The following is a 25,270-nucleotide window of genomic DNA, read 5'->3' as shown; positions in this document are numbered from 1 at the left end:
GACGCGATTCACCGCCGTCGCCTCCGGCGACGTCGCCTGTGGATCTCGGCGCTTCATGGCGGTGTTACCACTGGGCTTCGCGTCGCTTGCCGACCGGCTGACCGAGCAACCTGGGCATGCACCCTCGGCCCGTCGGCGTGGAGAGTTTCAGCGTCGAAGCGCCGGCGGCCTCCCAGCGGGCAGAGGTTCAGGTGATGGACATCAAGCAGAGCTCAGCGCTCGTCGGTCCGCGGCGGGGGCCAATCGAGTGCTGGGAAAGCAACTTGGAGCGCTGTTGGTGGCGCGGTCCAGTTCGCGACGTCGGGGAAGGGATCGTAGGTTGAGAAACCTGCGTCCACGATGTCGTGCTGAGACAGGCGTACCGCGTTGCCATCGAACGGGCCGGCGTAAAACACCAAGTCCTCGTTGCCCACGCGACGAAAAAGGGCGATGACTCGTTCGAACGTCACTGAGTACAACCGCTTGTGCCGGTCGCGGTCTGACACGACCCAGATCATCGACGGCCCGTCTGCGGACGTGGGATGGAAGTCGAGGATGAACGAGTGGATGAAGAGCGATACGAACTCTTTCACTGTGAGCTGGGTTTGCTGCCTCGACGTCATGTCGTAGTGCTCCCAGAAGGACCACCGATCGTAGATCCGCGGTATGCGCCCGCTGAGTGGATGTACGCCGCAGGAAACTCGCTCCTGAGGCAAGTTCGATGACGTCTTCGCGGACTCCATCAAACGCCTAATGGCGAACATGCCGTTGATCAAATCCCGCTCGACCAGGAAAGATGTCCGCTGGTTCCACCGGGTCGATCTCGATCTCTTCTCGAGCGCTGTCGCGGAGCGGCAAAGATGCTCGCGCCATGGGACGGAATCCGAGATCATCCGACCAGTGTCTCAGGAACCGCCTGATCCACGCGTAAGACCGACGCGGTGTGCTTCAACGCTCCGAGTCCGCAGCTTGGAGGATGCGACGGATGGATGATCGACCGTCCCTTAAGGGAATCGATCAGCGGGGTTGAACCTCAGGCCCGCGGTCGTCGGTGACGCCTGTAATTGAGAACAATGATCGCTACCAGTGACGCAACCGTGCCGGCCAGCCCGACGATCCACATCGTGTTGAGGAGGAGCAGCACCAGTTCGGAGCCGGGAAGCTGTAGACGTTCGCGATCACGAGCGCCGCTGTCGCGCTGATCACCGCGACTACTAGTACGTAGGTCCAGGTTCGAAACGTCATCAGGCTCACGATATTCGTGGTCAACGGTGGATCTCGTGCTCCGCGCTTGGTCGAAGCCCGGGCCGTGCTCGGGAACGTCACCCGGGCCGTCTCGCGATCGGACCTCAGCCAACGCGACGACGCGAGCTGAGGACCAGGGCGATGGCGGCCGTCGCGCTGACAACGCAGACTCCGAGACCGAGCAGCATGGTGTTCCACGCGGCGCCGAGCTCAGGCGTCCGGACCGTGTTCTCCGTGGGCAGCGAATCCACCAGGACGGCGGATTGGATGGCGCCCTGCGCCAGCACGACGAGGCCAGAGAGAATCGCGGCGCCCAAGATGACCAATGCGGTGATGAAGATTGTCTTCGAGCTCGAAAATGCACCGCTTCGCGGGCGACGACGAGAGGACATGCCTCGAGTGTGCTGCGCTCGTCACGGCAGGCGCATCAATCAGCTGGGGGAGTCGTCAGCGAGCAGCCTGTCCGTCTCGTATGGGGATCGGTGACCGGTCACCCCGAGTTGATCGTTTCCCACGGCCTGTCTGCGATGAAGCGGTCGCAGGCGTGGTGCCGGCGGCCGCATCTCGGGTGGGTCGTGTTCAGGCGCAGCGGGTGAGGTACTTCACGTCGGCGCGGGTGAGGGTCTTCAGGGCGTCGAGGTCGTGGTGGCTGCGGAGGTAGGCGCGGGCGGCGGTGGTGGCCGTGGCGAGGGTGAGCTTCGAGTGGTCCAGGCAGGGGGCGGAGTCGAGCGGGTTGGTGCTCGGGGTGCGCAGGTAGTCATCGCCGTCGTCGCCTTCCTCGGAGGCTCAGCAGCCGGAGCCGTCCGCCACCGCGCCGAGCGCCGCCGCCGTGCCGAGCGCGATCAGCGACTGGTCGGTCGCGACGGCGACCCGCGGGAAGCCGAGCGCGCGCAGCTGCCGGGCGCGCTCCTGGTCGCCCGCGTAGGCACCGGCGACAAGGCCCGCGTTCCGGGCGGCCGCGGCGATCCTCGGCAGCGGGTCCTCGGGTCCATCCGCGGCGAGCAGGTCGGGCAGCTCCCGGCCGAGTCCGATCGCGAGGTCGAACGGGCCGACGAAGACGCCGGCGACCCCCGGCACCGCGAGGATCTCCTCGACGGCGTCGAGGCCGGTCTGCGTCTCGATCATCAGCCAGAGCGCCGGCCGCGCCTCGGCGGCCGACGGGGGCGCGGCGCCCCAGAGGTCGGTCATCGGACCCCAGCTGCGCCGGCCGAGCGGCGGGTAGTGCGCGGCGCGGACCGCCGCGGCCGCGTCCTCGACCGACTCGATCATCGGGACGACGACGACGTCCGCTCCGGCGTCGAGAGCCCGCCCGATCAGCGGGTCCGAGAGCCCGGCGACCCGGACGGCGACGGGCGGCCGCTCGCTCACGGTCGCCAGCGCCCGCATGGTCGCGAGGACCGCGGCGTCGTCGAAGGCGCCGTGCTGCGCGTCCAGGCAGAGCCAGGCTGGCCCGCCGCGCGCGATCTGCGCCACCGTCAGCGGCTCGCCGAGCCGGCACCACACCCCGTCGGCACGACCGTCTCCGAGTACCCGCTCCGCATCCACGGGTCCGATCCTCGCGCATCGGGGGCGGCGGCGAGCGAGGGCCCTCCGGTGCCGATGTCGGTGGGGTCGACCTACACTCGGACGTATTCGAACACATGTTCGATCCCGTGAGGAGGGCCGAGAATGAGCGTGACCGTGGTGGACCGCATCGCGACCCCGGCCCGGGACGCCGTGGCCGTCTCCCTCCTCGTCCCCGCCGACGCGGTGGCGGCGGGCTTCCCGTCGCCGGCGCAGGACTACTTCGACGGCTCCCTCGACCTCAACGACCACCTGATCCGGGACAAGACCTCGACGTTCATCGTCCGCGTCTCGGGCGAGAGCATGACCGGCGCCGGCATCAGCGACGGCGACGAGCTGGTGGTCGACCGCTCGCTGACCCCGATGCACGGGAGCGTCGTGATCGCGATCCTCGACGGCGAGCTGACCGTCAAGCGGCTCGAGCTGAGCCCCGGGGGAGTGGTGCTGCGCGCGGAGAACCCGGACTATCCGCCGATCCTCGTCGCCGAGCTGAGCGACCTCCAGATCTGGGGCGTCGTCACCGTCTGCCTGCATCGGTTGCACCGTGCGCTCTGAGCGGCGGATCGGCCTGGTCGACGTGAACAGCTTCTACGTGAGCTGCGAGCGGCTGTTCGACCCGAAGCTGCAGGGGCGGCCGGTCGTCGTCCTCTCGAACAACGACGGCTGCGTGGTCGCCCGCTCGGACGAGGTGAAGAAGCTCGGCATCGAGAACGGCACGCCCTGGTTCAAGGTCGAGCCCCTCATCCGCTCGGGCCGTCTCCCGGAGGTGATCGCCCGCTCCAGCAACTACGAGCTGTACGGCGAGCTGTCCGCGCGGGTGATGGAGCTGCTGGGCCGCTACTCGGCCTGGCAGGAGGTGTACTCGATCGACGAGAGCTTCCTCGGCGTCGACGGGGATGTGGCGGAGCGGGCGCGGATCGGCCGGGCGATGCGGGCGGCCGTCGCGAAGAACGTCGGCCTGCCGGTGTGCGTGGGGTTCGGGCCGAGCAAGACGCTCGCGAAGTTCGTCAACAAGGGCGGCGCGAAGAAGCACCCGCGCCTGGGCGGGGTCTGCGACACCGACTGGTACACGCCCGAGCAGCTCGACGCACTGATGGCCTGGCAGCACGTCACCGAGCTGTGGGGGGTGGCCGGCCGCACCGGGAAGCGCCTCGCGGAGCTGAGCATCCACACGATCCGGGACCTGCGCGACGCCGACCCGGCGCTGATCCGGAAGAAGTTCTCGGTGGTGCTGCAGCGCTCGGTCTACGAGCTGCGCGGGGTCGACTGCATCCCGCTCGAGGCGGCCCGCACCGTCCGGGACCAGCTGATCTTCTCGCGCTCGTTCGCTACTCCGGTGACGACGATCGCGGACATGGAGCAGGTGCTCTCCGTCTACGCGCAGCGTGCCGCGCACCGCCTGCGCGCGCAGGGGTCGGTGACGAAGACGATGAGCGTCTTCGCGTCGACGTCGCCGTTCGCGGACGCGCCGTACGAGTCCGCGGGCGGCCTCGCCGGCTTCCCCGTGCCCACGGACGTCCGGTGGCGATCGTCAAGGCCGCGATCGGCACGCTGCGGCCGCGGCTGCGCGAGGGCGCCCGCTACGTGCGGGCCGGCGTGATCCTGACGAACCTGTCGCCGCGGGACTCGCACGCCCTCCTCGAGGTGTTCGACACCGCGTTCGACAGCAAGGGCCTCGGCGCGACCATCGACGCCGTCACCAAGCGCCACGGCCGCTCCGCCGTCGGCCTCGGGCTCGCCGGGATCCGCAAGGGGCCGGTCTGGACGATGAAGCGCGGCGCGCTGTCGCTGCGCGCGACGACGCACTGGGGGGAGCTGGCGACGGCGCACGCGCGCTGATCCGCTCAGGTCGGCGGCCGACGGACGTCAGGGAAGGTGTGCGGGCTGGTGCGGCCGGTCGTCCTATCGCTCCGGCGGCCGCGCGACGGTCCTGGTCGAGGAGTTCGGCCTGGATCGCTGCGGCGACCGCCTCGCGGAGGGGGCGGACGTTCTCGGCGCTCCAATCGGTCGGGTCGAGGAGCGTCCATCCCACGAACCGGCCGGACGGAGTTGCGGGCAGGGTGAGGCCGGTCTTCTTCCCGAGCCTGACCCCGCGGCAGGGGAGTTGGGCCGCACGACCTTCTTGCCGCGAAGGAGCTCGATCCTGCTGGCAGCCACCTCGAGTCCTCGGGAGTCAGCGTCGGCGCGCGGCGGGGGTCAGCTCGGTGGCGCCGTAGCTGTTGTCGTCGGGGTTGAGGGTGACACCCGGGGCGACGAGTTCGTCGATGCGGTCGAGGACCTCGGCGGCGAGGACGACGTCGGCGGCGGGCAGCTGAGACTCGAGCTGCTCCCTCGTGCGCGGGCCGATGATCGCGGAGGTGACGCCGGGGTGGCGGATCACGAAGGCGATGGCGAGCTGGATCAGCGGGATGCCGGCGCTCTCGGCGAGGACGGCGAGCTCCTCGACGACGTCGAGCTTGCGCTGGTTGGCGGGGGTGCTCATGTCGAAGCGGGCGCTGGGTCGGGCCGAGGAGGTGGGGGTGCCTGCGGCGTCCTTGCGCCAGCGCCCGGAGAGCCAGCCGCCGGCGAGGGGGCTGTAGGTGAGGGTGCCCATGCCGTGGCGCTGAGTCGTCGGCAGCACGTCTTCCTCGATACCGCGGACGAGGATCGAGTAGGGAGGTTGCTCGGTGACGAAGCGCTCGAGGCCGCGCTCGCGGGCGGCCCACTGCGCTTCGACGATCTGGCTGCCGGAGTAGGACGAGGAGCCGATCGAGCGGACCTTGCCCTGGCGGACGAGGTCGGTGAGCGCGCCGAGGGTCTCCTCGACGTCGGTCGTGGGGCTCGGGCGGTGCACCTGGTAGAGGTCGATGTAGTCGGTCCGCAGGCGTCGCAGCGAGTCCTCGACGGCGCGCAGGATGTACTTCCGCGAGCCGCCGGAGCGGTTGGGTCCGTCTCCCATCGGCATGAAGAACTTGGTGGCGAGGACGACGTCGTCGCGGCGGCCCTGGAGTGCCTCGCCGACGATCTCCTCGGAGACGCCGCCGGAGTAGACGTCGGCGGTGTCGACGACGTTGATGCCGGCGTCGAGGGCGGCGTGGATGACGCGGATCGAGTCGGCGCGGTCCTCGTTGCCCCAGGGGCCGAACATCATCGTGCCGAGGGCGAGGGGGCTGACGGACACTCCGGTGCGTCCGAGGGGGCGGTACTCCATGGGGTTCTCCTTGCGTCGAGGGGGTGTGTGGGGCTCAGCGTGAGCCTGGGTCAGTCATCGGGTGTGCAGCGTCAGCTGCGGTCCTGCGTGCGGACCGCCGCCGGAGACTCCTGCCGGCGAGCCGTGGCGCGCAGCGAGGCGAGCAGGGCGAGGGCGTCGTGCGAGCGGGTGCCGGGCTCAGCGGAGTAGGCGATGAGGGTGAGGCCGTCGTCGCCGGGGAGCTGCATGGCCTCGAAGGAGAGCTCGAGGTCGCCGACGTCGGGGTGGTGGAACTGCTTGGTGCCGGTGCGGTGGAAGCGGACGCGGTGCGAGGCCCACATGCTGCGGAAGTCGCTGCTGCGGGTGGAGAGCTCGCCGATGAGGTTCGACAGTTCGGTGCTGTGCGGGTCGCGGCCGGCCTCCTGGCGGAGGATCGCGACGACGTCCTCGGCCATGCCGCGCCAGTCGGCGAGCTCGTCGATCGAGGCGGGGTCGAGGAAGAGGTAGCGGGCGAAGTTCTGCGGCTTCGCCTCCGGGTCCTCGTCGCGGTGGTAGAGCGCGCGGGCCAGGTCGTTCATGCCGAGGACGTCCAGCCGTCCGTTCTGGACGAAGGCGGGGATCGTGGTCATGCCGTCGAGCAGCTGCTGGACGCTCGCGCGCAGCTTCGGGGTGCTGCGGCGGCGTCCGATCCGCGGTCCGCTGCTCGCGGCGCGGGCGAGGTCGAAGAGATGGGCGCGCTCGGCGTCGTCCAGGCGCAGGGCGCGGGCGAGGGAGTCGAGGACGCTCTCGGAGGCGCCGGCGAGGTTGCCGCGCTCGAAGCGGTTGTAGTAGTCGACGCTGATCCCGGCGAGCAGGGCGACCTCCTCGCGGCGCAGGCCCGGCACGCGGCGGGTGCCGCCGCCGGGGGAGAGGCCGACCATCTCGGGGGTGATCCTCGCGCGGCGGGAGCGGAGGAAGTCGTGCACATCGTCATTCGTCACGTCTTCGACGGTAGGCGCGACAGCGCCGTCGTGACAGGTACGGGCGTTACCGGTAAGACCCGTCACTGCCTGCCTCTGGGTGTCGGCGCTTCACTCGAGGAGTAACTGACCGACCCCCTCGAGAGAGCCCTGATGACCGACACCTCCTCTTCACCCGCCGCGGGACGGCAGCGCTGGATCGCGCTCGTCGTGATCTCGCTGGCCCAGCTCATGGTCGTGCTCGACGCGTCGATCGTGAACATCGCCCTGCCGGACGCGCAGCTCGACCTCGGCTTCGACGACGCCCTGCGCCAGTGGGTCGTCACCGCGTACAGCCTCGCCTTCGGCGCCCTCCTGCTGCTCGGCGGCCGCGCCGGCGACCTGTGGGGGCGCAAGCGCTCCTTCCTCATCGGTCTGGTCGGCTTCGGTCTCGCCTCCGTCCTCGGCGGGCTCGCCCCGAGCATCGGCGTGCTGCTGACCGCGCGGGTGCTGCAGGGCGTCTTCGCGGCGCTGCTCGCGCCCGCAGCGCTGTCACTGCTGTCCCTCGCGTTCCCCTCCGGCCGTGAGCGGGTGACTGCGTTCGGCGTGTTCTCGGCGATCGCCGGTGCCGGCGGAGCGATCGGACTGCTGCTGGGCGGCGTGCTCACCGAGTTCGCGACCTGGCGCTGGACGCTCTACGTTAACGTCGTCTTCGCGATCGTCGCCGTCATCGGCGCCGCGCTCGTCATCCACGACGACCGGGCTGCACGCAACCGCGACCGGCTCGACGTGATCGGCACCGTTCTCGCCTCCGTCGGGCTCGCGGCCCTCGTCTACGGGTTCACCCTCGCGGAGCAGAGCGGCTGGGCCGCCCCGACGACCCTGGTGACGTTCGCGGTCGCGGTCGTCGTGCTGGTCGTCTTCGTCTACAGCCAGACGCGGGTCTCCGCGCCGCTGATGCCGCTGCACGTGGTCGCGGACCGCGACCGCGGAGGCGCCTACCTCTCGGCCGCTCTCGCGATGGCGGCGAACTTCACCCAGTTCCTCTTCCTCATCTTCTACTTCCAGCAGGTCCTCGGCTTCTCGCCTCTGGCCAGCGGCTTCGCGTTCCTGCCCCTCGTCGCCTGCCTCGTGCTCGGCACCACGGTCATCGGCGCCCGCCTCGCGGCCCGCTTCCCCGTCCGCATCGTGATGGGCGCCGGCTACCTCGTCGCCGCGATCGGCATGGCCTGGCTCACCAGGATCACGACCGACAACGACTACGTCACGGTCGTCGTGCCCGGCGCGATCCTGATCGGCCTGGGCATCGGCACCGCGCTCATCTGCTCGATCACGACCGCGACCTCCGGCGTCCGGGCGCAGGACGCCGGCGTCGCCTCGGCCCTCGTCAACACGTCGCAGCAGGTCGGCGGCTCCGTCGGCACGGCGCTGATGAGCGCGATCGCCGCCGGCGCCACCGCGAGCGTCCTCGCGGCAGGCACCGGCACCGCCTCGGCGGCCTCGGTCGCCGGATACAGCGCCGCGTTCTGGATCGCCTCCGGGATCCTCGTGCTCGCCGCGGCCGTCGCGTTCCTCGTCATCGAGGGCGACCGCAGCGACTCCGGCTCGACCGCGGACGCCGAGCAGACCCCGACCGCCGGCTCCCCCGTCCACTTCTGACCCCACCCGCACCACCGACGCAAGGAGACACCATGGATTACACCCGACTCGGATCCTCCGGTCTGACCGTCAGCCGCCTCGCCCTGGGCTGCATGAGCTTCGGCGACACCTCCCGCATGCCGTGGGCCCTCGACCACGACGCCGCGGAGCCGGTGTTCCGCACCGCCGTCGAGCTCGGCATCACCTTCTGGGACACCGCGAACATCTACGGCCTCGGCAGCAGCGAGGAGATCGTCGGCAAGGCGATCACCGAGTACAGCGACCGCGAGAGCATCGTCCTCGCCACCAAGCTCTTCTCCACGATGCACGAGGGCCCCGGCGGCTCCGGCCTCAGCCGCAAGGCGATCCTCGAGCAGATCGACGCCTCGCTGACGCGCCTGGGAACCGACTACGTCGACCTGTACCAGATCCACCGCTTCGACCCCGAGACCCCGGTCGAGGAGACGATGGAGGCGCTGCACGACGTCGTCAAGGCCGGCAAGGTCCGCTACCTCGGCGCCTCGTCGATGTACGCCTGGCAGTTCGCGAAGCTGCAGTCGACCGCCGACCTGAACGGCTGGACCCGCTTCGTCTCGATGCAGGACCAGTACAGCCTCCTCATGCGCGAGGAGGAGCGCGAGATGTTCGGCCTGCTCGCCGACCAGGGCGTCGGCTCCCTACCCTGGAGCCCCCTCGCCGCGGGCCGAGTCGCCCGCCCCTGGGGTGCCGGCGGCACCGAGCGATCCGACTCCAACCCCGCCGTCGACTTCGCAGGACGCCCGCTGTTCCTCGACAGCGACAAGGGCACGGTCGACGCCGTCCAGCGCATCGCCGCCGAGCGCGGAGTGGCCATGGCGACCATCGCCCTCGCCTGGGTGCTGCGCAACCCCGTGGTCACCGCTCCGATCGTCGGTTCGACCAAGGAGCACCACCTCACGGACGCCGCCGCCGCATTCGAGATCGAGCTGACCGACTCGGAAGTCGCGGCCTTGGAGGAGCACTACGCCCCTCGTCAGCCCACCTACTTCTGATCCCGATCCACTCCGAGGAGCGACGATGACCACCGAGAAGCCCGACGCCGAGGACGAACTCCTCGATCTGCTGCACGAGCAGCACGACGCGATGGTCGCCGCGAGCACCGAGCGGCTCGCCGCAGTTCTCGCGAAGGACTTCGTCGCCGTGCACATCACCGGCGACGAGCAGAGCCGACAGGACTGGCTCGCGCAGATCGCGTCAGGGCGGATGCGGTACCACGGCATCCGCGAGGAGTCGGCGAGAGTCGCACTCGACAGCTCCGGCGATCGCGCCCGAGTCCTCTCCCGCGCGCACGTCGACGCCACGATCCGGGGCAGCCGCGCCACGTGGCCACTCGAATCGCTGGCGGACTGCGCCCGCATCGACGGCGCCTGGCGGGTCGTCCGCTCCCGCTCCATCACCTACTGACCCCTTCGAACCATCCACGACAGGAAGAAGAAGCACCATGACTCAGGAGATCGCCGTCATCATCGGCTCCGGCAGCATCGGCGTCGCCATCGGGCGTCGCGTCGGCGTCGGCCGTCACGTGATCCTCGCGGACTTCAACGAGCAGACCATGGCCGGCGTCGCGGACATCCTCCGCGGCGAGGGCTACGACCTCTCCACGCACCGCATCGACATCTCGGACAAGGACTCGGTCGCGAAGCTCGCCGACGACGCCGCCGCCCTCGGCGACGTGACGAGGGTCGTCATCGCCGCCGGTGTCTCGCCGGTGCAGGCCAGCACCGAGCGCGTGCTGCACGTCGACCTGCTCGGCACCGCGTACGTCCTCGAGGAGTTCGGCCGCGTCATCGCACCGGGAGGCTCGGGCCTGGTCATCGCGAGCATGGCCGGCCACATGGGCGACGGCTACTCGAAGGAGATCGAGCACGCCCTCGCCTGCACCCCCACCGCGGAGCTGCTCGAGCTCGACTTCCTCGCCCCCGAGAAGGTCGGGAACTCCGGCGCGGCGTACACGCTCGCCAAGCGTGCGAACGCGCTGCGCGTGCAGGGCTCGGCCGTCACCTGGGGTGACCGCGGCGCCCGCGTGAACTGCATGAGCCCCGGCATCATCTCCACCCCGCTCGCGCAGGACGAGATGTCCGGCCCCAACGCCGCCGGCTACGCCGCGATGATCAGCACCTCCGCGGCGGGCCGCATGGGTACACCCACCGACGTCGCCGACGTCGCCGCGCTCATCATGGGACCGCAGGGAGCCTTCATCACCGGCTCCGACCTGCTGATCGACGGCGGCGTCATCGCCGCTATGCGCGCCGGCCGCCTGGGCTGAGCGCACCGGACGGTGGCGCCGGCAACGGCTCGGCGCCACCGTCCCCACTACCGCCGACGAGACTGCCGAAGAAGAGGAGCACACCATGACCTGGACTCAGGACGAGCTCGAGCGCATCGGCCGCGCGAGCGAGCTGCGCATCGCCGGACGCCGGAAGGACGGCACCCTGCGCCGCCTCGTGATCATCTGGGCGGTTCGCGTCGGCGACGCGATCTACGCCCGCTCCGTCTACGGACCCGACGGCGGCTGGTTCCGCGGCGTCGAGTCGACGTGGACGGGCAGGGTCGAGGCGGGTGGCGTCGCGAAGGACGTCGACTTCACGATCGACCACGACCACGACGCCGAGATCGACCGCGCCTACCGTGCCAAGTACGGCAACGGCGGCCCGGTGCAGGCCATCACCAGCGACCTCGCCACCGAGACCACCCTCCGCATCACCCCCGCAGCCTGACGCCCCGAGGGAACCCTGAACCGTCAGGGCAGACCACGATGCTGTCGACTCCCTCATCTGGACCGGCATCGCCGACGAATCCGCGATCCCCAGGTCAGCGCGGGTGTCGCGTGAACCACCGTCGACGAAACGCCGCCGCTGCGGTCAGGCCGCCGAGCCGGCGAGCTCCGCGCGGACGATCGCCGCACCGGCGGTCAGCGCGCTCAGCTTCCCGAGGGCGACCCCGCGGGGCAGGGGAGCCAGGCCGCAGTTCGAGCTCGGCAGGAGGTCCGCCGCGTCGACGAAGCGGAGGGCCTTGCGGAGGGTGTCGGCGACCTCCTCCGGGGTCTCGACGGTCTCGCTCGCCACGTCGATCGCGCCGAGCATGACCTTCTTGCCGCGGAGGAGCTCGATGAGCTCCATCGGGACACGGGAGTGGTGGCACTCCAGCGACACGATGTCGATCGTGGAGCGCTGCAGGAGCGGGAACGACGTCTCGTACTGGCGCCACTCCGGTCCGAGGGTCTGCTTCCAGTCGGTGTTGGCCTTGATGCCGTAGCCGTAGCAGATGTGCACGGCCGTCTGGGCGCGCAGCCCCTCCGCCGCCCGCTCCAGGACGGCGACCCCCCAGTTCCGGACGTCGTCGTGGAAGACGTTGAAGGCCGGCTCGTCGAACTGGACGATGTCGACGCCCGCGGCCTCGAGCTCCCGCGCCTCCTGGTTGAGGATCGCCGCGAACTCCCAGGCCAGCTCCTCCCGGCTCCCGTAGTAGCGGTCGGCTAGGGTGTCGATCATGGTCATCGGACCGGGGAGGGCCCACTTGATCGGCTGCGACGTGTGCCGGCGGAGGAACCTCGCGTCATCGACGAACACGGGCCGCTCGCGGCTCACGGCGCCGACGACGGTCGGCACGCTCGCGTCGTAGCGGTCCCGGATCCGCACCGTCTCGCGGTTCACGTGGTCCACTCCGGCGAGGTGCTCGATGAAGGTCGTGACGAAGTGCTGCCGGGTCTGCTCGCCGTCGCTGATGATGTCGATGCCGCGCCGGTGCTGCTCGTGGGCGGCGATGCGCAGGGCGTCCTGCTTGCCCTCGACCAGCTCGTCGCCCTCGAGCTTCCAGGGGGACCACAGGGTCTCCGGCTCGGCGAGCCAGGAGGGCTTGGGCAGGCTGCCGGCGATGGAGGTGGGCAGGAGAGTGTTCACGGGTGGCTGTCCTTCTCTGATCAGCGGGCGGGGGTCCGGTGCTGCGACACCCAGGCGTCCAGCAGGTCCCGGTGCGGCTCGATGAAGTGCTCGGCCGTGTAGGCGCCCTGCTCGACGGCGAGCCGATCGCGTTCGGCGCGGTCGTAGTCGATCTGCGTCCGCGAGTAGTCCTGCTGCTGCAGGCTCGGCCGGAAGACGTCCGCCGCCGCGGAGTTCGTGTTGTAGATCTCCGGGCGGTAGATCTTCTGGAACGTCTCCATCGTGCTGATCGTGCCGGCCAGCTGGAGGTTCGAGTGGTCGTTGAGCAGGTCGCCGCGGAAGTAGTACGCGAGCGGCGCGACGGAGCCGGGCGCCAGGAAGTACCGGACCTGCAGTCCCATGCGGCCGAAGTACTCGTCGGTCAGGGACCGCTCGTCCTGCCGGTACTCGACGCCGAGGATCGGGTGGTGGTTCGAGGTCCGGTGGTAGGTCCTGCTCGTCGACACGCTGATGCAGATGACGGGCGGCGCCGAGAAGCGCTCCCGGTAGGCGTCGGAGTCGAGGAAGCTCTGGAACAGAGCGCCGTGCAGATCGCCGAAGTCGTCCGGAACGGTGAACTCCGTCGCGCCCTTGTTCGCGGCCGGCAGCCGCACGCTGAAGTCGAAGTCGCGGACGTAGGACGAGAAGTTGTTGCCGACGATCCCGTGGTGGCGCACACCGGTCAGCGTGTCGCAGATCGTGACGTCGAGGACCTCGAGGAGAGGGAAGTCGCGGACCGCCTCCTCGGCGGGGAACCGCACCTCGACCGAGACGATCTCGAGCTCGACGGTGTAGCGGTCCCGGCCGGGGTTGTCCCAGTGGGCGAGGTCGTTGAACCGGCGGTCGATCATCGTCAGGGCGTTGCGGAGGTTCTGCCGGCGGTGCTCGCCCCGGGCGAGGTTGGCGAAGTTCGTGGTGGCCCGGGAGCTCGACGACGGCGAGTAGTGCTCGTCGAAGCAGGTCGTGGTGATCCTGAAGGTGACGTCGTTCGCCATGAGCGCCCAATCCGATGATCAGCAGGCCGCACCGGCCCTGGTGGAAGCGTGCGGGACCAGAGTGCCCGTCACCGGGAGGCATCGAAGAATCCGGCGCGACTATGCCGAGGTATAGTCCCGTCCTATGGCACGTCGAACGGGCGGGATCTCGCTCCAGCAGCTGCACTACTTCGTCGAGGTCGCCTCCGAGGGGTCGATCTCCGCCGCCGCCGATCTGCTCTACGTCGCCCAGCCGACCATGTCCGCGGCGATGAAGGACCTCGAGACCCGCGTGGGACGAGCCCTCCTCGTCCGCTTCGCGCGCGGCGTCACTCTGACCACCGAGGGGACCGAGTTCCTCGGCTACGCCCGGCAGGTCATCGAGCAGGTGGCGCTCCTCGAGCAGCGCTACCTGGGGCGGCCGCCGTCGCGTCGCCTGCTCGGGGTGTCCACGCAGCACTACTCGTTCGCCGTCGACGCGTTCGTGCGGATGGTCCGGAGCACGGAGGGGGAGAAGTACGAGTTCTCGCTGCGCGAGACCCGCACCCGCGACATCATCGAGGACGTCCGCACTCTCCGCAGCGAGCTGGGGATCCTGTACCGGAACGACTTCAACCGGGACGTCATCGACAAGATCCTCCGGGACGCGGGGCTCGCCTTCCATCCCCTCTTCCTCGCCCTGCCGCACATCTTCGTCTCGCGGAGGAACCCGCTGGCCTCGCGCGAGCGGGTCACCCTCGCCGACCTCGCCGATCTGCCGCGGCTCACCTTCGACCAGGGGGCGGACAACTCCTTCTACTTCGCCGAGGAGATCCTGTCCACGCTGTCGAGCGACCGGGAGATCCGGGTGTCCGACCGGGCGACGATCTTCAACCTCATGATCGGCCTCGACGGCTACACCATCTCGACCGGGATCATCAGCGACGACCTCGACCCGGCCATCGTCGCCGTCCCGCTCGACGTCGACGAGCGCATCGAGATCGGCTGGATCGGGCACTCCGCCATCCCCCTCACCGAGCAGGCCCGGCGCTACCTGACCGAGGTGCGGGCCGTCGTGACCGAGGGCGGCCTCGACCTGCTCGGGTGAGCGGGGCCCGGCGGCGGCCCCGCCCAGCGGCGGGGACGAGGAACAGGCCTCCGTCCTGCAGGATCGGGTGGACCATCACGCCAGCGACGAGGTCGAGCGTCAGCCGGTCTGGAGCAGCTCTCGGTCCGACGCCGCGTCGATCGCGTCGATGTAGCGCGAGATCGCGTCGCGGTTCTGGATCAGGAAGTCGATCTTCTCGCTCATCCGGTCGCGCTCGGTCGTGAGCAGGTCCCGGAGTCCCGGCTCAGCGTTCTCGACCACGATCGTCTGCGGCTTGTCGAGGCAGGGCAGGATGTCGACGATGATCCGGGTCGGGATCCCGGAGTCGACGAGGCCGCGGATCTTCTTCACGCGGTCGACGAGGTAGTCGTCGTAGTCGCGGTAGCCGTTGTCGAGGCGGGTCGGGCGGATGAGGTCGTGCTCCTCGTAGTAGCGGAGCATCCGCGCCGCGACGCCCGTCTTCTTCGAGAGCTCTCCGATGCGCATGTCCGTCTCCTCCTGATCGCTTGACCTTCACACTAGTGCGAACGTTCAGGATGGAGGAAAGGACTCAGTAGAAGGACGGACGGACATGAAGATCGGAATCATCGGCGCGGGAATGATCGGCACCACACTGGCGCAGCGGCTCGGCGAGGCCGGCCATGACGTCGGCATCGCCAACTCGCGCGGCCCCTCGACGATCAGCGCAGCGGCGCTGAGCGGGGGCGCGAAGGCCGTCGAAGCGCGGGACGCTCCTCTCCTGGCCGACGTCCTGATCGTGACGGTCCCGATCAGCCGCATCCCCGACCTCGCGCCGCTCGTGCGCACCGCGCCCGCCGGCGCGGTGATCATCGACACCGGCAACTACTACCCGCTGCGCGACGGACGCATCGCCGAGCTCGAGAGCGGCCAGGTGGAGAGCCTGTGGGTGCAGGAGCAGCTCGGGCGCCCGGTGCTGAAGGCGTGGAACGCGATCACCTCGCAGTCCTTCAGTGAGCACTCCACGGCCGCGGGCACGCCCGATCGCATCGCGATCCCCGTCGCCGGGGACGACCGCGACGGCAAGCGCCTCGCGATGACCCTCGTCGAGGAGACCGGCTTCGACGCCTTCGACGCGGGTCCCCTCGCCGACTCCTGGCGGCAGCAGCCCGGCACCCCCGCCTACTGCACCGAGCGCACCGCCGCCGAGCTGCCGGGCTCCCTCGCCGCGGCCGATGCCGCTCGCTCCCCCCGCCGGCGGGATCTCGCGATCGCCGTCGTCACCGAGCGCGCCGAGGCGGAGGGCTCGATCAGCGCGGACTACCTCGTGCGGCTCAATCGCGCGATCTACTGAGCACCGATTCCGCAGACGTCGCTTGACATTGTCACTGATGTCAAGGTTGAGCATGGAGTCATGACCACCTCCACGCGCCCGCTCGCGCAGCCTCCGCACTCCGACCGGCTCAGGAAGGGGGACGGGCTCGTCATCGGTCTGCTGATGGCGTCCACGTTCCTCGTGCTGCTCAACGAGATGCTCCTCGGTGTCGCCCTGCCGACCCTCATCGCCGATCTCGAGATCAGCCCGGCGGCCGGCCAGTGGCTGACGACCGGCTACCTGCTGACCCTGGCGGTCCTCATCCCGGCCACCGGCTTCGTGATGCGGCGCTTCCACCTCCGCACGATCTTCCTGACCGCCCTCTCGGTCTTCATCGTCGGAACGGCTCTCGCCGCCGCCGCTCCGGGCTTCGAGCTCCTGCTCGTCGGGCGGATCGTGCAGGCGATCGGAACGGCGGTCTTCGTGCCGCTGCTGATGACCACCGCCATCCGCCTCATCCCCGAGTCGCGACGCGGCCGCATCATGGCGATCGTGACGGCGGTCCCGGCCATCGCTCCGGCCGTCGGCCCCGCCGTCTCGGGCCTCGTGCTGACCTACCTGCCTTGGCGCTGGCTCTTCCTCCTGGTGCTCCCGCTCGCGGTGCTCGCCCTCGTCGCGGGCGCGCTGAAGCTGAAGAACATCACCACGCCCGAGCGCGCCTCCCTGGACGTCCTCTCCCTGGCGCTGTCCGCGTTCGGCTTCGGCGGACTCGTCCTCGGGCTGTCCCTGATCGGCGAATCCGTCTCCGGCCACGCGCCCATGCCTCCGCTCCTGCCCCTGGTGATCGGGGTCGTCGGGGTCGGCGCGTTCGTCCTGCGCCAGGTGGCGCTGCGCCGACGAGGGAACGCGCTCCTGGACCTGCGCATCTTCCGCAGCCGCACGTTCGTGGTCGCGGTGGTGATCATGCTGTTCGTCGCGATGAACGGCTTCGGCGTCGCCCTCGTCCTCCCGTTCGTCCTGACCGGAGCGCTCGGGCTGAGCACCCTGTCGATCGGCCTGTTCCTCCTCCCGGGAGGCGTGATCATCTCGGTCGTGTCCGCGCTCGGCGGCCGTGTCTACGACCGCTTCGGCCCGCTGCCCCTGACGATCCCCGGCGCCGTGATCGGGACGGCGAGCATCTGGTTCCTCAGCACCCTCACCGACGCCGACAGCGTGTGGACGTACCTGACCGGCTACCTCGTGATGACGGCCGGGCAGGCGATGATCTGGGCGCCGGTGACCACCCTCGCCCTGTCCTCCCTGCGGTCTGAGCTCTACCCGCACGGCAGCGCCGCCTTCACCACGGTGCAGCAGCTCGCGGGCGCCGCGGGTGGCGCAGTCCTGATCTCCGCCTACACGATCGGCTCGAACGCCGCGGACGCCGGACAGCTGACCGTCGCCGAGACCGTCTCAGCAGGACAGGCCGCCTTCATGACCGGCGGGATCCTCGCGATCGCAGGGCTCATCGGAACCCTGTTCATCGGACGCCGGCGCCGCGCCGACCAGCCCGAGACGGCATGACGCGATGCGGTCGGGGAGGGGAGGGCGCCCCGGTCGTCGACAGGGCGTCCGGTGCCGGGCGGTACGGTCGGACGATGGAGCCCTTCACCGTTCCCCTGGCCGAGCGGTACTTCGACGACTACCGTCCCGGACTCGGAGGCACCTCCGGGCCGATCGAGGTGACCGAGGCCGAGATCATCGCCTTCGCCACGGCGTTCGACCCGCACAGCATGCACACCGACCCCGAGGCCGCCCGCACGGGCGACTTCGGCGGCCTGATCGCCAGCGGCTGGCACACCACGGCGATGACGATGCGGCTCCTGGTCGACACCTTCCTCAACGAGCGCGCCAGCATCGCCTCGCCGGGAGTGGACGACCTGCGCTGGCACCTCCCGGTGCGCCCGGGCGACCAGCTGCACGGGCGCTTCCTCGTCCTCTCCGCGCGCCCCTCCACCTCACGACCCGACAGGGGCCTCGTCCGCATCGGCATCGAGCTGATCGACCAGCACGACGAGACGGTCATGTCCCAGACCCTGCTCGTCCTCCTCCGCCGCGGACCCCGCGGCAGCTGATCCCGCACGATCGCTCAGGAGATCCGCGCGGCTCCGTGCTGCGCCGTGCGGGCGCGGTGGCCGGCTCGGCGCTCGGTGAGGAGGAAGACGACGAGGAGGACGACTCCGACCAGGATCACGACGATGTTGCCGAGCTGTGCGAAGGCGGAGAGGGCGCCGCCGGCCGGGTAGGTGCCCTGCATGAAGATGCTGGGGTCGGTGCTGGCGTGCAGCAGGATCGGCGCGACGATCGTGCGGGTCACGCGCATCGCGAGGTACATGCAGAAGCCGAAGAAGAACGTGTAGAGGATCTGCAGCAGCGTCGGCAGGAGCGGCTGGCCGACGAAGAGGTTGGTGGCGTGCAGCAGGGCGAACAGGGCGGCGGAGACCAGTCCGACGGCGATCTCGGAGCGACCCGACGAGCGCATGATCCGCACGACGTAGCCGCGGGTGAGGAGCTCCTCGGAGAAGCCGATGACGAGTCCGGCGAGCAGCCAGGCGGCCACCCAGTCGAACCCGGCCGCGGAGTAGTCGATGCTCGCGAAGCGCATCACGTTGAAGAGCAGGACGACCGCGATCGCGATCCACATCCAGCCGCCGCCGCGAGGGGACTGCCGCTCGAACGTGCTCCGCAGCCAGCCGAGGCTCGCGCCGAAGCCGACCAGGAGGAGGCTGCCGATGAGGACCGGGACGACGATGAGGACGACGACGTAGCTCGCGGAATCCGCGTCCCCGATGAACGGCACGAACGGAGCCATCAGCAGTGAGGCCGGCTCGTAGATCGCGAGGTAGCCGACCGCGAGGATCAGGGCCTTCCACCACCGCCCGTGGTCCCAGAACCGCGCCCACGCCGACCGTTCCACCGTGCTGTTCATCGCTCATCCCCCCGGATCGGGACCAGTAGACCACGAACGCGAGGTGCTCGGCATCTCGCACTCCTCCGACCCGGTGACCGCCGGCTGATCGAGGGACCGGAGGTCGAGGCCTCGGTCTCGGTCCGCGGCCGACCGTCGCTCCGTCTCGACCTCGAACGCCGCGCTCCTCACCCTCCCTGGGTGAGGCCGGTGATCAGGTTGATGGCGACGGCGACGACGAAGGTGCCGAAGAAGTAGGACAGCAGAGCGTGGGCCAGGGCGATGCGGCGTGAGGGGGTGGAGGACTGCGTGATGTTGCTCGCGCTGTAGGCCATCCCGATCGAGAAGGCGGTGTAGGCGAAGTCGCTGTAGGACGGGTCCTCGTCCTGGTCGAAGTCGAAGCGGTGGCGGTCGTCGAGGTAGTACATGCGCGCGTATTTGAAGGCGTAGACGGTGTTGATGAGCGCCCAGGCCGCGACGACCCCGACGACCGCGAGGATCGCGGCCGCGGATCCGACAGGGTCCTTCTGCTGGCTGCGGAGGAGTGCGATGACCACGAGGACGAGGCTGAGGAAGGTGGCGGCGATGATGAGCGAGTCGACCAGCTTCCGGGACCGGTCCTCGTGGCGGGCGAGGTCGCGGGTGCGCTCGGGGTCGGCGGGCCACGCCGTCGACCAGGCCCAGACGAGGAACACCGCCGCGGCGATCGCCCAGCCGAGCAGAGGCGACAGATCGGGGACACCGAGGAGCGCGGCGATCGCCGCGACGACTGCGCCGACGAGTGCGGCGACGCCGGCCTTGACGGACAGGTGGGACATGACGGTTCCTTTCTGATCGATGGTTCGTCGTCCGGTCGCGCAGTGCCGTGATGCCCCGCGCGGAGCTCGTCCGGGCCGGCTCACCCGGCCCGGGCTCGCGAGAGGGGGACGTAGAGGCCGGCGCGCTCGGCGCGGACGGCCGCGAGCGTGCGCGACGTGGCGTCCAGCTTGACCAGGATGTGCTCGAGGTGGGCGGCGACCGTGCGGGGAGCGACTCTCAGCGCCCGGGCGATCTCGAGATTGGAGCACCCCTCGATCACGTGGCCCAGCACCTCGAGCTCCCGCGGTGTCAGGCCCCGCAGGCGCGTCGCGGGGGAGAGCACGACGACTCCGCGGGTCACTGCGGCGAGTTCCCTCTCGCAGGCCAGCACGGTCACCCGCACGTAGCCGTCCGGCGACTGCCGGCGTCCGCGGGGCCAGAGGAACGAGGCGTAGTTCCGCCCCTCGGCGAGGGCGTCCCTCGCGGCGTCGATCAGAGCCGAATCGGCGGCGAGCAGCTCGTCCGCGGAGAGGCCCGGAAGGGAGGCGACGCCGTGGTCGGGGAGGAGGACCACGCCTGCTCCGGCTCCGTTAACGACCGAGGCCGACGCGGCGAGCGAGCGGACGGGGTCGATGCCCGAGGTGAGCGTCGGCACGAGTCGAGCGAGGCGTCGGCGGACCGCCTGCGACGGCGGTTCCGCGCTCCGGAACAGCACCGTCATGAAGCCCACGTGCCGGCCCCCGTCCTCGAACAGGGCGACGGACAGGGTCTCGTGGAATCCCGCGGGGAGCAGGCACTCCGCCCAGGTCTGCAGGTCCCTCGGCGAGTAGGGGACGTCCGACAGGCTGAGGGGAGGCCGCTCGCGATCGGCGCCGGTCCTCTCGATGTCGAGCGCCATCTGCGGGCCGCTGAGGTAGCGGACGCAGGACTCGTCGAGGTCGGTGCTCGCGACCGAGCGGTACCCCGTGCCGTTCGGCTCGGCCAGCGCCAGCCACGCGCCGTCGAAGGGGATGTGCTGGTGCAGCTCGTCCAGCATCGCCTGCGCCCGCTCGCGGACCGGGGCGGGGCGCGCGGCCGTCTCGGCGAGCTGGAGCGCAGCAGTGCGTGACACGGGATCGACCACCTCAGGACCGGGGGCAGGGGAAGCGAAGGGATTGTCCGAAGACCGTTGCTACTGGGGTACCACCAGGAGCCCCTTCACGGGGACCCCCTCGACGGAAGACCGCATCGGCAGTCCTGCCGATGGTGCCTTCCGTTCCGCAGGGCGTGAGATCGAGGTGTCGCCGGGTCGACCGACCTGCGGCGGCTTCCACGGAACGTCACGCACGGGAGGGAAACGAGCATGAGAGCAGTGGTGTACGAGGGGCCGCGCAGAGTCGCGGTGAGAGACGTCCCGGATGCGCGCATCGAGCGCTCCACCGACGTGCTGGTGCGCATCACGACCACGAACATCTGCGGGTCCGACCTGCACATGTACGAGGGGCGCACCAGCTTCGAGACCGGGCGGTGGTTCGGTCACGAGAACATGGGCGAGGTGATCGAGGTCGGCGACGGCGTCGACAAGGTCGCGGTGGGGGATCACGTCGTCCTGCCGTTCAACGTGGCGTGCGGGCACTGCAAGAACTGCGAGCGCGGGCTGACCAACTACTGCCTCACCGCTCAGCCCGTCCCGGAATGGGCCGGCGCGGCCTACGGATTCGCCGACATGGGACCGTGGGCCGGCGGCCAGGCCGAGCTGCTGCGGGTGCCGTGGGGCGACTTCAACTGCCTCCGGCTGGGAGAGGACGCGGAGGAGAAGGCCGCCGACTACGTGATGCTCGCCGACATCTTCCCGACCGGCTACCACGCGACGGAGATGGCGGGGGTGAAGCCGGGGGACCAGACCGTGATCTACGGTGCCGGCCCCGTCGGCCTGATGGCCGCGCTGTCGGCCACCATCAAGGGCGCGAGCCGAGTCATGGTCGTGGATCGGCATCCGGATCGTCTTCGACTGGCGGAGTCCCTCGGCGCGATCGCGATCGACGACTCGAAGGTCGACCCCGTGCAGGCCGTGCTCGAGCACACGATGGGGCTCGGCGCCGACAACGGCTGCGAGTGCGTCGGCTATCAGGCGCACGACTCCGGCGGCGACGAGCAGCCGAACCTCACGCTGAACCGTCTGGTCCAGTCGGTGCGCTTCACCGGGCGGATCGGCACCGTCGGCGTCTTCGTGCCGCAGGACCCCGGTGCTCCCGACGAGCTCGCGAAGGAGGGGCGGATCGCCTTCGACATCGGCTTGCACTGGTTCAAGGGCCAGACCATGGGAACCGGGCAGGCGCCCGTCAAGAAGTACAACCGCCGGCTCCGCGACCTGATCGCCGCGGGCAAGGCGACGCCGTCGTTCCTCGTCAGTCACGAGCTGCCGCTCGAGCAGGCACCGGACGCCTACGAGCACTTCGACAACCGCGACGACGGCTGGACCAAGGTCGTCCTCAAGCCGGGAAAGGCGGCGTGATCATGGCTGGAAGAGCGGCTGCGGCAGTCGGAGTCGGCATCGCAGGGGTCGCGGTGGGCCTCGTCGCCCGCTCCCTCGTGAAGAAGGATCGGGAGTCCGACGGGGACGGGGCCCACCCGGAAGGGTGGAAGGCGGTCACCGTCCTGGGCGAGGCCCGGGACTTCGAGAGCGGCGGGTATCCCGAGCCGCTGGTGCGTCTGGCGGAGTCGCTCGAGATCCGGATCGATCCGGCCCCCGGGGACAAGGGCTTCGAGGTGCACGCCCGGGTCCGCGAGGGTGCCGATGCCGGGGTGGGCGACGACCCGGGCAAGGCGCTGCGGGAGGCTCTGCGCGACGCGAAGCAGGTCTTCGAGACGGGCGAGATCCTCCGCGCCACACCGAGACCGCACGGAGAACGACCGCGCACCCTGCTCGGTGGCGCGGTCGACAAGGCAGAGGACGAGGCGAAGGGCGAGGGTGTGCTGTGAAGGCTCTGTGCTGGACCGGAGTGAACGAGCTCTCGGTCGAGACCGTCGAGGATCCCGGGATCCTCAATGCTCAGGACGCGATCGTCAAGGTGACCCTGAGCACGAGCTGCGGCTCGGATCTCCACCTGCTCGGCGGGTACGTCCCGACCATGCGAGCGGGCGACGTGCTCGGGCACGAGTTCCTCGGCGAGATCGTCGAGGTCGGATCGGCCGTCACGAAGCACCGGGTCGGCGACCGTGTCGTGGTCTGCTCGTTCATCAGCTGCGGGAGGTGCTGGTACTGCCGCAACGAGCTCTACTCCCTGTGCGACAACGGCAACCCGAACGCGGGGATCCCCGAGATGCTCTGGGGTCAGGCGCCCGGCGGCTGCTACGGCTACTCCCACGCGCTGGGCGGGTGGGCCGGCAGCCACGCCGAGTACATCCGCGTGCCCTACGCCGACCAGGGGGCCTTCCCTGTTCCCGAGGGGATCAGCGACCAGCGGGCGCTCTTCGCCTCCGACGCCGCTCCGACCGGATGGATGGGAGCGGATCTGGGTGGCGTGAAGCCCGGAGACACCGTCGCGGTCTGGGGCGCCGGCGGTGTCGGGCAGATGGCGGCGCGCGCGTCGCTGCTGCTCGGCGCCGAGCGCGTCATCGTGATCGACCGCTTCCAGGAGCGGCTGGCCCAGGTCGAGCAGGTCATCGGCGCGGAGACCATGAACTACGAGACCAGCGAGGTGACGGCCGAGCTCCGCGAGCTGACGGGCGGACGCGGCCCCGACGTGTGCATCGAGGCGGTCGGCATGGAGGCGCACCGCGACGGACCCGACTTCGCCTACGACCAGCTGAAGCAGCAGCTGCGGCTGCAGACGGACAGGCCCACCGCGGTGCGCGAGGCGATCTTCGCCGCGCGCAAGGGCGGCAGCCTCTTCGTGCTGGGCGTCTTCGGCGGCTTCGTCGACAAGTTCCCCCTGGGGGCGGTGATGAACAAGGGCCTCACGCTCCGGTCCGCTCAGCAGCACGGGCACCGGTACATCCCGATGCTCCTCGAGAGGATGGCGCGGGACGAGATCGTCACCGAGCACCTCGCCACGCACGTGATGCCGCTCGAGGACGGCCCCGCCGGCTACGCCATGTTCAAGGAGAAGACCGACGGCTGCGTGCGGGCGGTCTTCCGACCCTGACCGTCGAGGGAGCCGCTCCTCCTCCGCCCTCGCGGCGTGAGGAGGAGCGGCTCCTTCGAGCGCGACGCCGGTGGCGCGGGTCGGGCTGGAAGGTCACGAAGCCGTCGCGTTCGAGGGTGGCTTCCGGGGGGCGTCGAGAACGAGTGCTCTCCGGTCCACAGGAGACCGCACCCGGCGACCCGGGACGGAGCAATGCTCCAGGTCCCCACCCCCCGCATGCGGGGTGCTCGCCGCCGAGGAGGTGAGCGCCGCGTCTCTAGGGTTCGAAGGACCACCATCGGCTGCCCGAAGGAGCCCGACGTCATGGCCGTCCCGCGCGCTCTGCCCGCTCTCCTCCTCGGCCTGCTCGTGCTGCTCGGCGCGCTGGCGATCCCCGCCCCTCCTGCGTCGGCGGCGACTGCGACGCTGTCGCTGTCGCCCTCGAGCGGACCGGTCGGCACGTCGGTGACGGTCTCGGGCTCCGGGTTCGCGAAGAAGACGCAGGGGGCGGTGTCGGCGGGATCCGCGAGGACGGTCTTCAGCACGACTGCCGCCGGATCGTTCTCCGCGGTCGTCGTCGTTCCGGCGGCGACCGCGGGAGTGCTGACTGTGTCCGCGTCGGTCGCGGGGCGCGTCGCCTCGGCACCCTTCACGGTGACCGAGAGCGGGGCCTCGACGACGGCCGGTCCGGGAGCGACGACGAGCACACCGACGGCGGTCCCTCCGCAGCGGACCGCACGTCTGCGCTTCGGTGTCTCGACCCCCGGAGGTGCTGCGGCGAACAGCGAGCTCGACTCCGTCGCCCGGCTCGTCGGCGAGAGCCCGTCGATCGTCCTCTCCTATCAGGACTTCGGCCAGGCGCCTCCGATCGCCGGGCTCGACAGCGTCGCCGCCCGGGGCGCCACGAGCCTGGTCACCTGGGAGCCCTGGCGCTGGGGCGGCGGGGTCGCGCAGCCCGCGTACTCCAACGCCCGCGTCCTGGCGGGCGACTTCGACCCGTACCTGCGGGAGTGGGGTGCGGCGCTCGCCTCGTGGGGGAAGCCGGTGCTCCTGCGGTACGCGCACGAGATGAACGGCGACTGGTACCCGTGGTCGGAGGGGGTGAACGGCAACGCACCCGGCTCCTCCGCGGCCGCCTGGAGGCACGTGCACGACGTGGTCGCCGCGCAGGGCGCCTCGAACGTGTCGTGGGTGTGGAGCCCGAACGTCCCCTACACCGGCTCTACCGCGCTCGTCGGCCTCTACCCCGGGGCGTCGTACGTGGACGTGGTGGCGCTCGACGGGTACAACTGGGGCACCGCGGCCTCCTGGAGCAGCTGGACCGAGCCGTCCGCCCTCTTCGGCGACGGTCTCGCTCAGCTCCGGGCGCTGGCGCCCGGGGTGCCGATCCTGATCGCGGAGACGGCGTCCGCGGAGTCCGGTGGGTCGAAGGCCGCCTGGAACTCGGCGCTCGTGTCCTACCTCGGCGCTCAGCCCGACGTCACCGGTGTGGTCTGGTTCGATCACGACAAGGAGGTCGACTGGCGCATCGGCAGCTCGGCGGCGTCGAGCTCCGCCCTGGCCGCGGCGCTGGCTCAGCGCGGCTGAACGGACCGCGCGG

The 25,270-nt window shown here is 70.3% G+C and carries 27 protein-coding genes; 16 read left to right on the top strand and 11 right to left on the bottom strand.

The genetic code is table 11. From position 1 onward, the window contains the following. Window positions 1-212: 212 nt before the first annotated feature. From C1I64_RS07305 to C1I64_RS07295, 3 genes are all read right to left on the bottom strand, one after another. Entirely contained in the window at window positions 213-872 is a 660-nt protein-coding gene (locus tag C1I64_RS07305) for a hypothetical protein (RefSeq protein ID WP_127886760.1), read from the bottom strand. Window positions 873-1,328: 456 nt separating this feature from the next. Beyond that, the gene (locus C1I64_RS07300; RefSeq protein WP_127886759.1) at window positions 1,329-1,616 is read right to left on the bottom strand and encodes a hypothetical protein; all 288 of its coding nucleotides are present in this window, start codon (window positions 1,614-1,616) and stop codon (window positions 1,329-1,331) included. Window positions 1,617-2,010: 394 nt separating this feature from the next. Beyond that, a complete protein-coding gene (locus C1I64_RS07295; protein ID WP_164874476.1) occupies window positions 2,011-2,769 on the bottom strand; it encodes an HpcH/HpaI aldolase family protein in 759 nt (252 codons plus the stop codon). 123 nt (window positions 2,770-2,892) lie between these two features. On the opposite strand from C1I64_RS07295, the gene C1I64_RS07290 reads away from it, so the two are divergent. The 3 genes from C1I64_RS07290 to C1I64_RS20820 are packed head-to-tail and all read left to right on the top strand — an operon-like array spanning window position 2,893 to window position 4,626. After that, window positions 2,893-3,342, top strand: coding sequence for a LexA family protein (locus tag C1I64_RS07290; protein WP_127886757.1), 450 nt, complete (start codon window positions 2,893-2,895; stop codon window positions 3,340-3,342). Further along, the gene (locus C1I64_RS07285) at window positions 3,332-4,387 is read left to right on the top strand and encodes a Y-family DNA polymerase (protein WP_341867820.1); all 1,056 of its coding nucleotides are present in this window, start codon (window positions 3,332-3,334) and stop codon (window positions 4,385-4,387) included. The genes C1I64_RS07290 and C1I64_RS07285 overlap by 11 nt, the downstream gene beginning before the upstream one ends. Beyond that, entirely contained in the window at window positions 4,309-4,626 is a 318-nt protein-coding gene (locus tag C1I64_RS20820) for a DUF4113 domain-containing protein (protein WP_341867819.1), read from the top strand. The genes C1I64_RS07285 and C1I64_RS20820 overlap by 79 nt, the downstream gene beginning before the upstream one ends. Before the next feature lie 334 nt (window positions 4,627-4,960). Here the strand turns inward: C1I64_RS20820 and C1I64_RS07280 are convergent, their stop codons facing one another. Both C1I64_RS07280 and C1I64_RS07275 read right to left on the bottom strand, forming a co-directional pair. Then, complete coding sequence (locus C1I64_RS07280; RefSeq protein ID WP_127886756.1) at window positions 4,961-5,977, bottom strand: aldo/keto reductase; 1,017 nt, start codon at window positions 5,975-5,977, stop codon at window positions 4,961-4,963. A gap of 71 nt (window positions 5,978-6,048) precedes the next feature. Then, window positions 6,049-6,936: a helix-turn-helix transcriptional regulator gene (locus C1I64_RS07275; RefSeq protein WP_127886755.1), complete on the bottom strand. Its 888-nt coding sequence runs from the start codon at window positions 6,934-6,936 to the stop codon at window positions 6,049-6,051. A 132-nt stretch (window positions 6,937-7,068) separates the two neighbouring features. Here C1I64_RS07275 and C1I64_RS07270 point away from each other — a divergent pair, with 132 nt between their 5' ends. From C1I64_RS07270 to C1I64_RS07250, 5 genes are all read left to right on the top strand, one after another. Next, complete coding sequence (locus C1I64_RS07270; RefSeq protein ID WP_127886754.1) at window positions 7,069-8,553, top strand: MFS transporter; 1,485 nt, start codon at window positions 7,069-7,071, stop codon at window positions 8,551-8,553. A 32-nt stretch (window positions 8,554-8,585) separates the two neighbouring features. Next, window positions 8,586-9,563: an aldo/keto reductase gene (locus C1I64_RS07265; protein ID WP_127886753.1), complete on the top strand. Its 978-nt coding sequence runs from the start codon at window positions 8,586-8,588 to the stop codon at window positions 9,561-9,563. Between the two features lie 25 nt (window positions 9,564-9,588). Beyond that, window positions 9,589-9,975 carry a nuclear transport factor 2 family protein gene (locus C1I64_RS07260; protein ID WP_127886752.1) on the top strand — a complete coding sequence of 129 codons (387 nt, stop codon included), beginning with the start codon at window positions 9,589-9,591 and terminating at the stop codon, window positions 9,973-9,975. Window positions 9,976-10,012: 37 nt separating this feature from the next. Beyond that, a complete protein-coding gene (locus C1I64_RS07255) occupies window positions 10,013-10,837 on the top strand; it encodes an SDR family oxidoreductase (RefSeq protein WP_127886751.1) in 825 nt (274 codons plus the stop codon). 85 nt (window positions 10,838-10,922) lie between these two features. Further along, the gene (locus tag C1I64_RS07250; RefSeq protein WP_127886750.1) at window positions 10,923-11,288 is read left to right on the top strand and encodes a DUF2255 family protein; all 366 of its coding nucleotides are present in this window, start codon (window positions 10,923-10,925) and stop codon (window positions 11,286-11,288) included. Window positions 11,289-11,432: 144 nt separating this feature from the next. On the opposite strand, the gene C1I64_RS07245 is transcribed toward C1I64_RS07250, so the two are convergent. Together C1I64_RS07245 and C1I64_RS07240 are read right to left on the bottom strand one after the other, a co-directional pair. After that, on the bottom strand, window positions 11,433-12,470 hold the full coding sequence (locus tag C1I64_RS07245) for a methionine synthase (protein WP_127886749.1): 1,038 nt from the start codon (window positions 12,468-12,470) through the stop codon (window positions 11,433-11,435). A 20-nt stretch (window positions 12,471-12,490) separates the two neighbouring features. After that, window positions 12,491-13,483 (bottom strand): putative oxygenase MesX, encoded by a 993-nt coding sequence (locus C1I64_RS07240; protein WP_127886748.1) that lies wholly within the window; start codon window positions 13,481-13,483, stop codon window positions 12,491-12,493. Between the two features lie 124 nt (window positions 13,484-13,607). On the opposite strand from C1I64_RS07240, the gene C1I64_RS07235 reads away from it, so the two are divergent. Continuing rightward, the gene (locus tag C1I64_RS07235) at window positions 13,608-14,549 is read left to right on the top strand and encodes a LysR family transcriptional regulator (protein WP_127886747.1); all 942 of its coding nucleotides are present in this window, start codon (window positions 13,608-13,610) and stop codon (window positions 14,547-14,549) included. 99 nt (window positions 14,550-14,648) lie between these two features. Here the strand turns inward: C1I64_RS07235 and C1I64_RS07230 are convergent, their stop codons facing one another. Then, window positions 14,649-15,035 carry a MerR family transcriptional regulator gene (locus C1I64_RS07230; protein WP_127886746.1) on the bottom strand — a complete coding sequence of 129 codons (387 nt, stop codon included), beginning with the start codon at window positions 15,033-15,035 and terminating at the stop codon, window positions 14,649-14,651. A gap of 85 nt (window positions 15,036-15,120) precedes the next feature. Here C1I64_RS07230 and C1I64_RS20735 point away from each other — a divergent pair, with 85 nt between their 5' ends. From C1I64_RS20735 to C1I64_RS07215, 3 genes are all read left to right on the top strand, one after another. After that, entirely contained in the window at window positions 15,121-15,861 is a 741-nt protein-coding gene (locus C1I64_RS20735) for an NADPH-dependent F420 reductase (protein WP_127886745.1), read from the top strand. A 60-nt stretch (window positions 15,862-15,921) separates the two neighbouring features. Beyond that, window positions 15,922-17,382: a DHA2 family efflux MFS transporter permease subunit gene (locus tag C1I64_RS07220; protein ID WP_127886744.1), complete on the top strand. Its 1,461-nt coding sequence runs from the start codon at window positions 15,922-15,924 to the stop codon at window positions 17,380-17,382. Window positions 17,383-17,456: 74 nt separating this feature from the next. Beyond that, on the top strand, window positions 17,457-17,933 hold the full coding sequence (locus C1I64_RS07215) for a MaoC family dehydratase (RefSeq protein ID WP_127886743.1): 477 nt from the start codon (window positions 17,457-17,459) through the stop codon (window positions 17,931-17,933). Window positions 17,934-17,947: 14 nt separating this feature from the next. On the opposite strand, the gene C1I64_RS07210 is transcribed toward C1I64_RS07215, so the two are convergent. The 3 genes from C1I64_RS07210 to C1I64_RS07200 all read right to left on the bottom strand — a co-directional run bounded on the left by C1I64_RS07210 (window position 17,948) and on the right by C1I64_RS07200 (window position 20,675). Beyond that, the gene (locus C1I64_RS07210; protein WP_127886742.1) at window positions 17,948-18,787 is read right to left on the bottom strand and encodes a CPBP family intramembrane glutamic endopeptidase; all 840 of its coding nucleotides are present in this window, start codon (window positions 18,785-18,787) and stop codon (window positions 17,948-17,950) included. Window positions 18,788-18,954: 167 nt separating this feature from the next. Continuing rightward, complete coding sequence (locus C1I64_RS07205; protein ID WP_127886741.1) at window positions 18,955-19,584, bottom strand: DUF1345 domain-containing protein; 630 nt, start codon at window positions 19,582-19,584, stop codon at window positions 18,955-18,957. Window positions 19,585-19,664: 80 nt separating this feature from the next. Continuing rightward, window positions 19,665-20,675: a helix-turn-helix transcriptional regulator gene (locus C1I64_RS07200; protein WP_127886740.1), complete on the bottom strand. Its 1,011-nt coding sequence runs from the start codon at window positions 20,673-20,675 to the stop codon at window positions 19,665-19,667. A gap of 270 nt (window positions 20,676-20,945) precedes the next feature. Here C1I64_RS07200 and C1I64_RS07195 point away from each other — a divergent pair, with 270 nt between their 5' ends. The 4 genes from C1I64_RS07195 to C1I64_RS07180 all read left to right on the top strand — a co-directional run bounded on the left by C1I64_RS07195 (window position 20,946) and on the right by C1I64_RS07180 (window position 25,257). Next, window positions 20,946-22,058 (top strand): glutathione-independent formaldehyde dehydrogenase, encoded by a 1,113-nt coding sequence (locus C1I64_RS07195; RefSeq protein WP_244209420.1) that lies wholly within the window; start codon window positions 20,946-20,948, stop codon window positions 22,056-22,058. 2 nt (window positions 22,059-22,060) lie between these two features. Continuing rightward, on the top strand, window positions 22,061-22,525 hold the full coding sequence (locus C1I64_RS07190) for a hypothetical protein (protein WP_127886738.1): 465 nt from the start codon (window positions 22,061-22,063) through the stop codon (window positions 22,523-22,525). After that, window positions 22,522-23,691, top strand: coding sequence for a zinc-dependent alcohol dehydrogenase (locus tag C1I64_RS07185; RefSeq protein WP_127886737.1), 1,170 nt, complete (start codon window positions 22,522-22,524; stop codon window positions 23,689-23,691). Before C1I64_RS07190 ends, C1I64_RS07185 begins: the two co-directional genes overlap by 4 nt. Before the next feature lie 303 nt (window positions 23,692-23,994). Beyond that, window positions 23,995-25,257 (top strand): glycoside hydrolase family 26 protein, encoded by a 1,263-nt coding sequence (locus C1I64_RS07180; protein ID WP_127886736.1) that lies wholly within the window; start codon window positions 23,995-23,997, stop codon window positions 25,255-25,257. Window positions 25,258-25,270 lie beyond the last annotated feature (13 nt).

The sequence above is a fragment of the Rathayibacter festucae DSM 15932 genome, assembly GCF_004011135.1.
Taxonomy (GTDB): Bacteria; Actinomycetota; Actinomycetes; order Actinomycetales; family Microbacteriaceae; genus Rathayibacter; species Rathayibacter festucae.
Note: the sequence above shows the minus strand (reverse complement) of the source record. Positions and strands in the feature narration are given on the sequence as shown.

What these genes read in the sequence shown, in the direction of transcription:
- C1I64_RS07290 (WP_127886757.1), top strand. Translation starts at nt 2,893, where the DNA reads ATGAGCGTGACCGTGGTGGACCGCATCGCGACCCCGGCCCGGGACGCC.
- C1I64_RS07205 (WP_127886741.1), bottom strand. Translation starts at nt 19,584, where the DNA reads ATGTCCCACCTGTCCGTCAAGGCCGGCGTCGCCGCACTCGTCGGCGCA.
- C1I64_RS07235 (WP_127886747.1), top strand. Translation starts at nt 13,608, where the DNA reads ATGGCACGTCGAACGGGCGGGATCTCGCTCCAGCAGCTGCACTACTTC.
- C1I64_RS07190 (WP_127886738.1), top strand. Translation starts at nt 22,061, where the DNA reads ATGGCTGGAAGAGCGGCTGCGGCAGTCGGAGTCGGCATCGCAGGGGTC.
- C1I64_RS07305 (WP_127886760.1), bottom strand. Translation starts at nt 872, where the DNA reads ATGATCTCGGATTCCGTCCCATGGCGCGAGCATCTTTGCCGCTCCGCG.
- C1I64_RS07240 (WP_127886748.1), bottom strand. Translation starts at nt 13,483, where the DNA reads ATGGCGAACGACGTCACCTTCAGGATCACCACGACCTGCTTCGACGAG.
- C1I64_RS07300 (WP_127886759.1), bottom strand. Translation starts at nt 1,616, where the DNA reads ATGTCCTCTCGTCGTCGCCCGCGAAGCGGTGCATTTTCGAGCTCGAAG.
- C1I64_RS07260 (WP_127886752.1), top strand. Translation starts at nt 9,589, where the DNA reads ATGACCACCGAGAAGCCCGACGCCGAGGACGAACTCCTCGATCTGCTG.
- C1I64_RS07265 (WP_127886753.1), top strand. Translation starts at nt 8,586, where the DNA reads ATGGATTACACCCGACTCGGATCCTCCGGTCTGACCGTCAGCCGCCTC.
- C1I64_RS20735 (WP_127886745.1), top strand. Translation starts at nt 15,121, where the DNA reads ATGAAGATCGGAATCATCGGCGCGGGAATGATCGGCACCACACTGGCG.
- C1I64_RS07215 (WP_127886743.1), top strand. Translation starts at nt 17,457, where the DNA reads ATGGAGCCCTTCACCGTTCCCCTGGCCGAGCGGTACTTCGACGACTAC.
- C1I64_RS07210 (WP_127886742.1), bottom strand. Translation starts at nt 18,787, where the DNA reads ATGAACAGCACGGTGGAACGGTCGGCGTGGGCGCGGTTCTGGGACCAC.
- C1I64_RS07220 (WP_127886744.1), top strand. Translation starts at nt 15,922, where the DNA reads ATGACCACCTCCACGCGCCCGCTCGCGCAGCCTCCGCACTCCGACCGG.
- C1I64_RS07270 (WP_127886754.1), top strand. Translation starts at nt 7,069, where the DNA reads ATGACCGACACCTCCTCTTCACCCGCCGCGGGACGGCAGCGCTGGATC.
- C1I64_RS07180 (WP_127886736.1), top strand. Translation starts at nt 23,995, where the DNA reads ATGGCCGTCCCGCGCGCTCTGCCCGCTCTCCTCCTCGGCCTGCTCGTG.
- C1I64_RS07230 (WP_127886746.1), bottom strand. Translation starts at nt 15,035, where the DNA reads ATGCGCATCGGAGAGCTCTCGAAGAAGACGGGCGTCGCGGCGCGGATG.
- C1I64_RS07250 (WP_127886750.1), top strand. Translation starts at nt 10,923, where the DNA reads ATGACCTGGACTCAGGACGAGCTCGAGCGCATCGGCCGCGCGAGCGAG.
- C1I64_RS07255 (WP_127886751.1), top strand. Translation starts at nt 10,013, where the DNA reads ATGACTCAGGAGATCGCCGTCATCATCGGCTCCGGCAGCATCGGCGTC.
- C1I64_RS07280 (WP_127886756.1), bottom strand. Translation starts at nt 5,977, where the DNA reads ATGGAGTACCGCCCCCTCGGACGCACCGGAGTGTCCGTCAGCCCCCTC.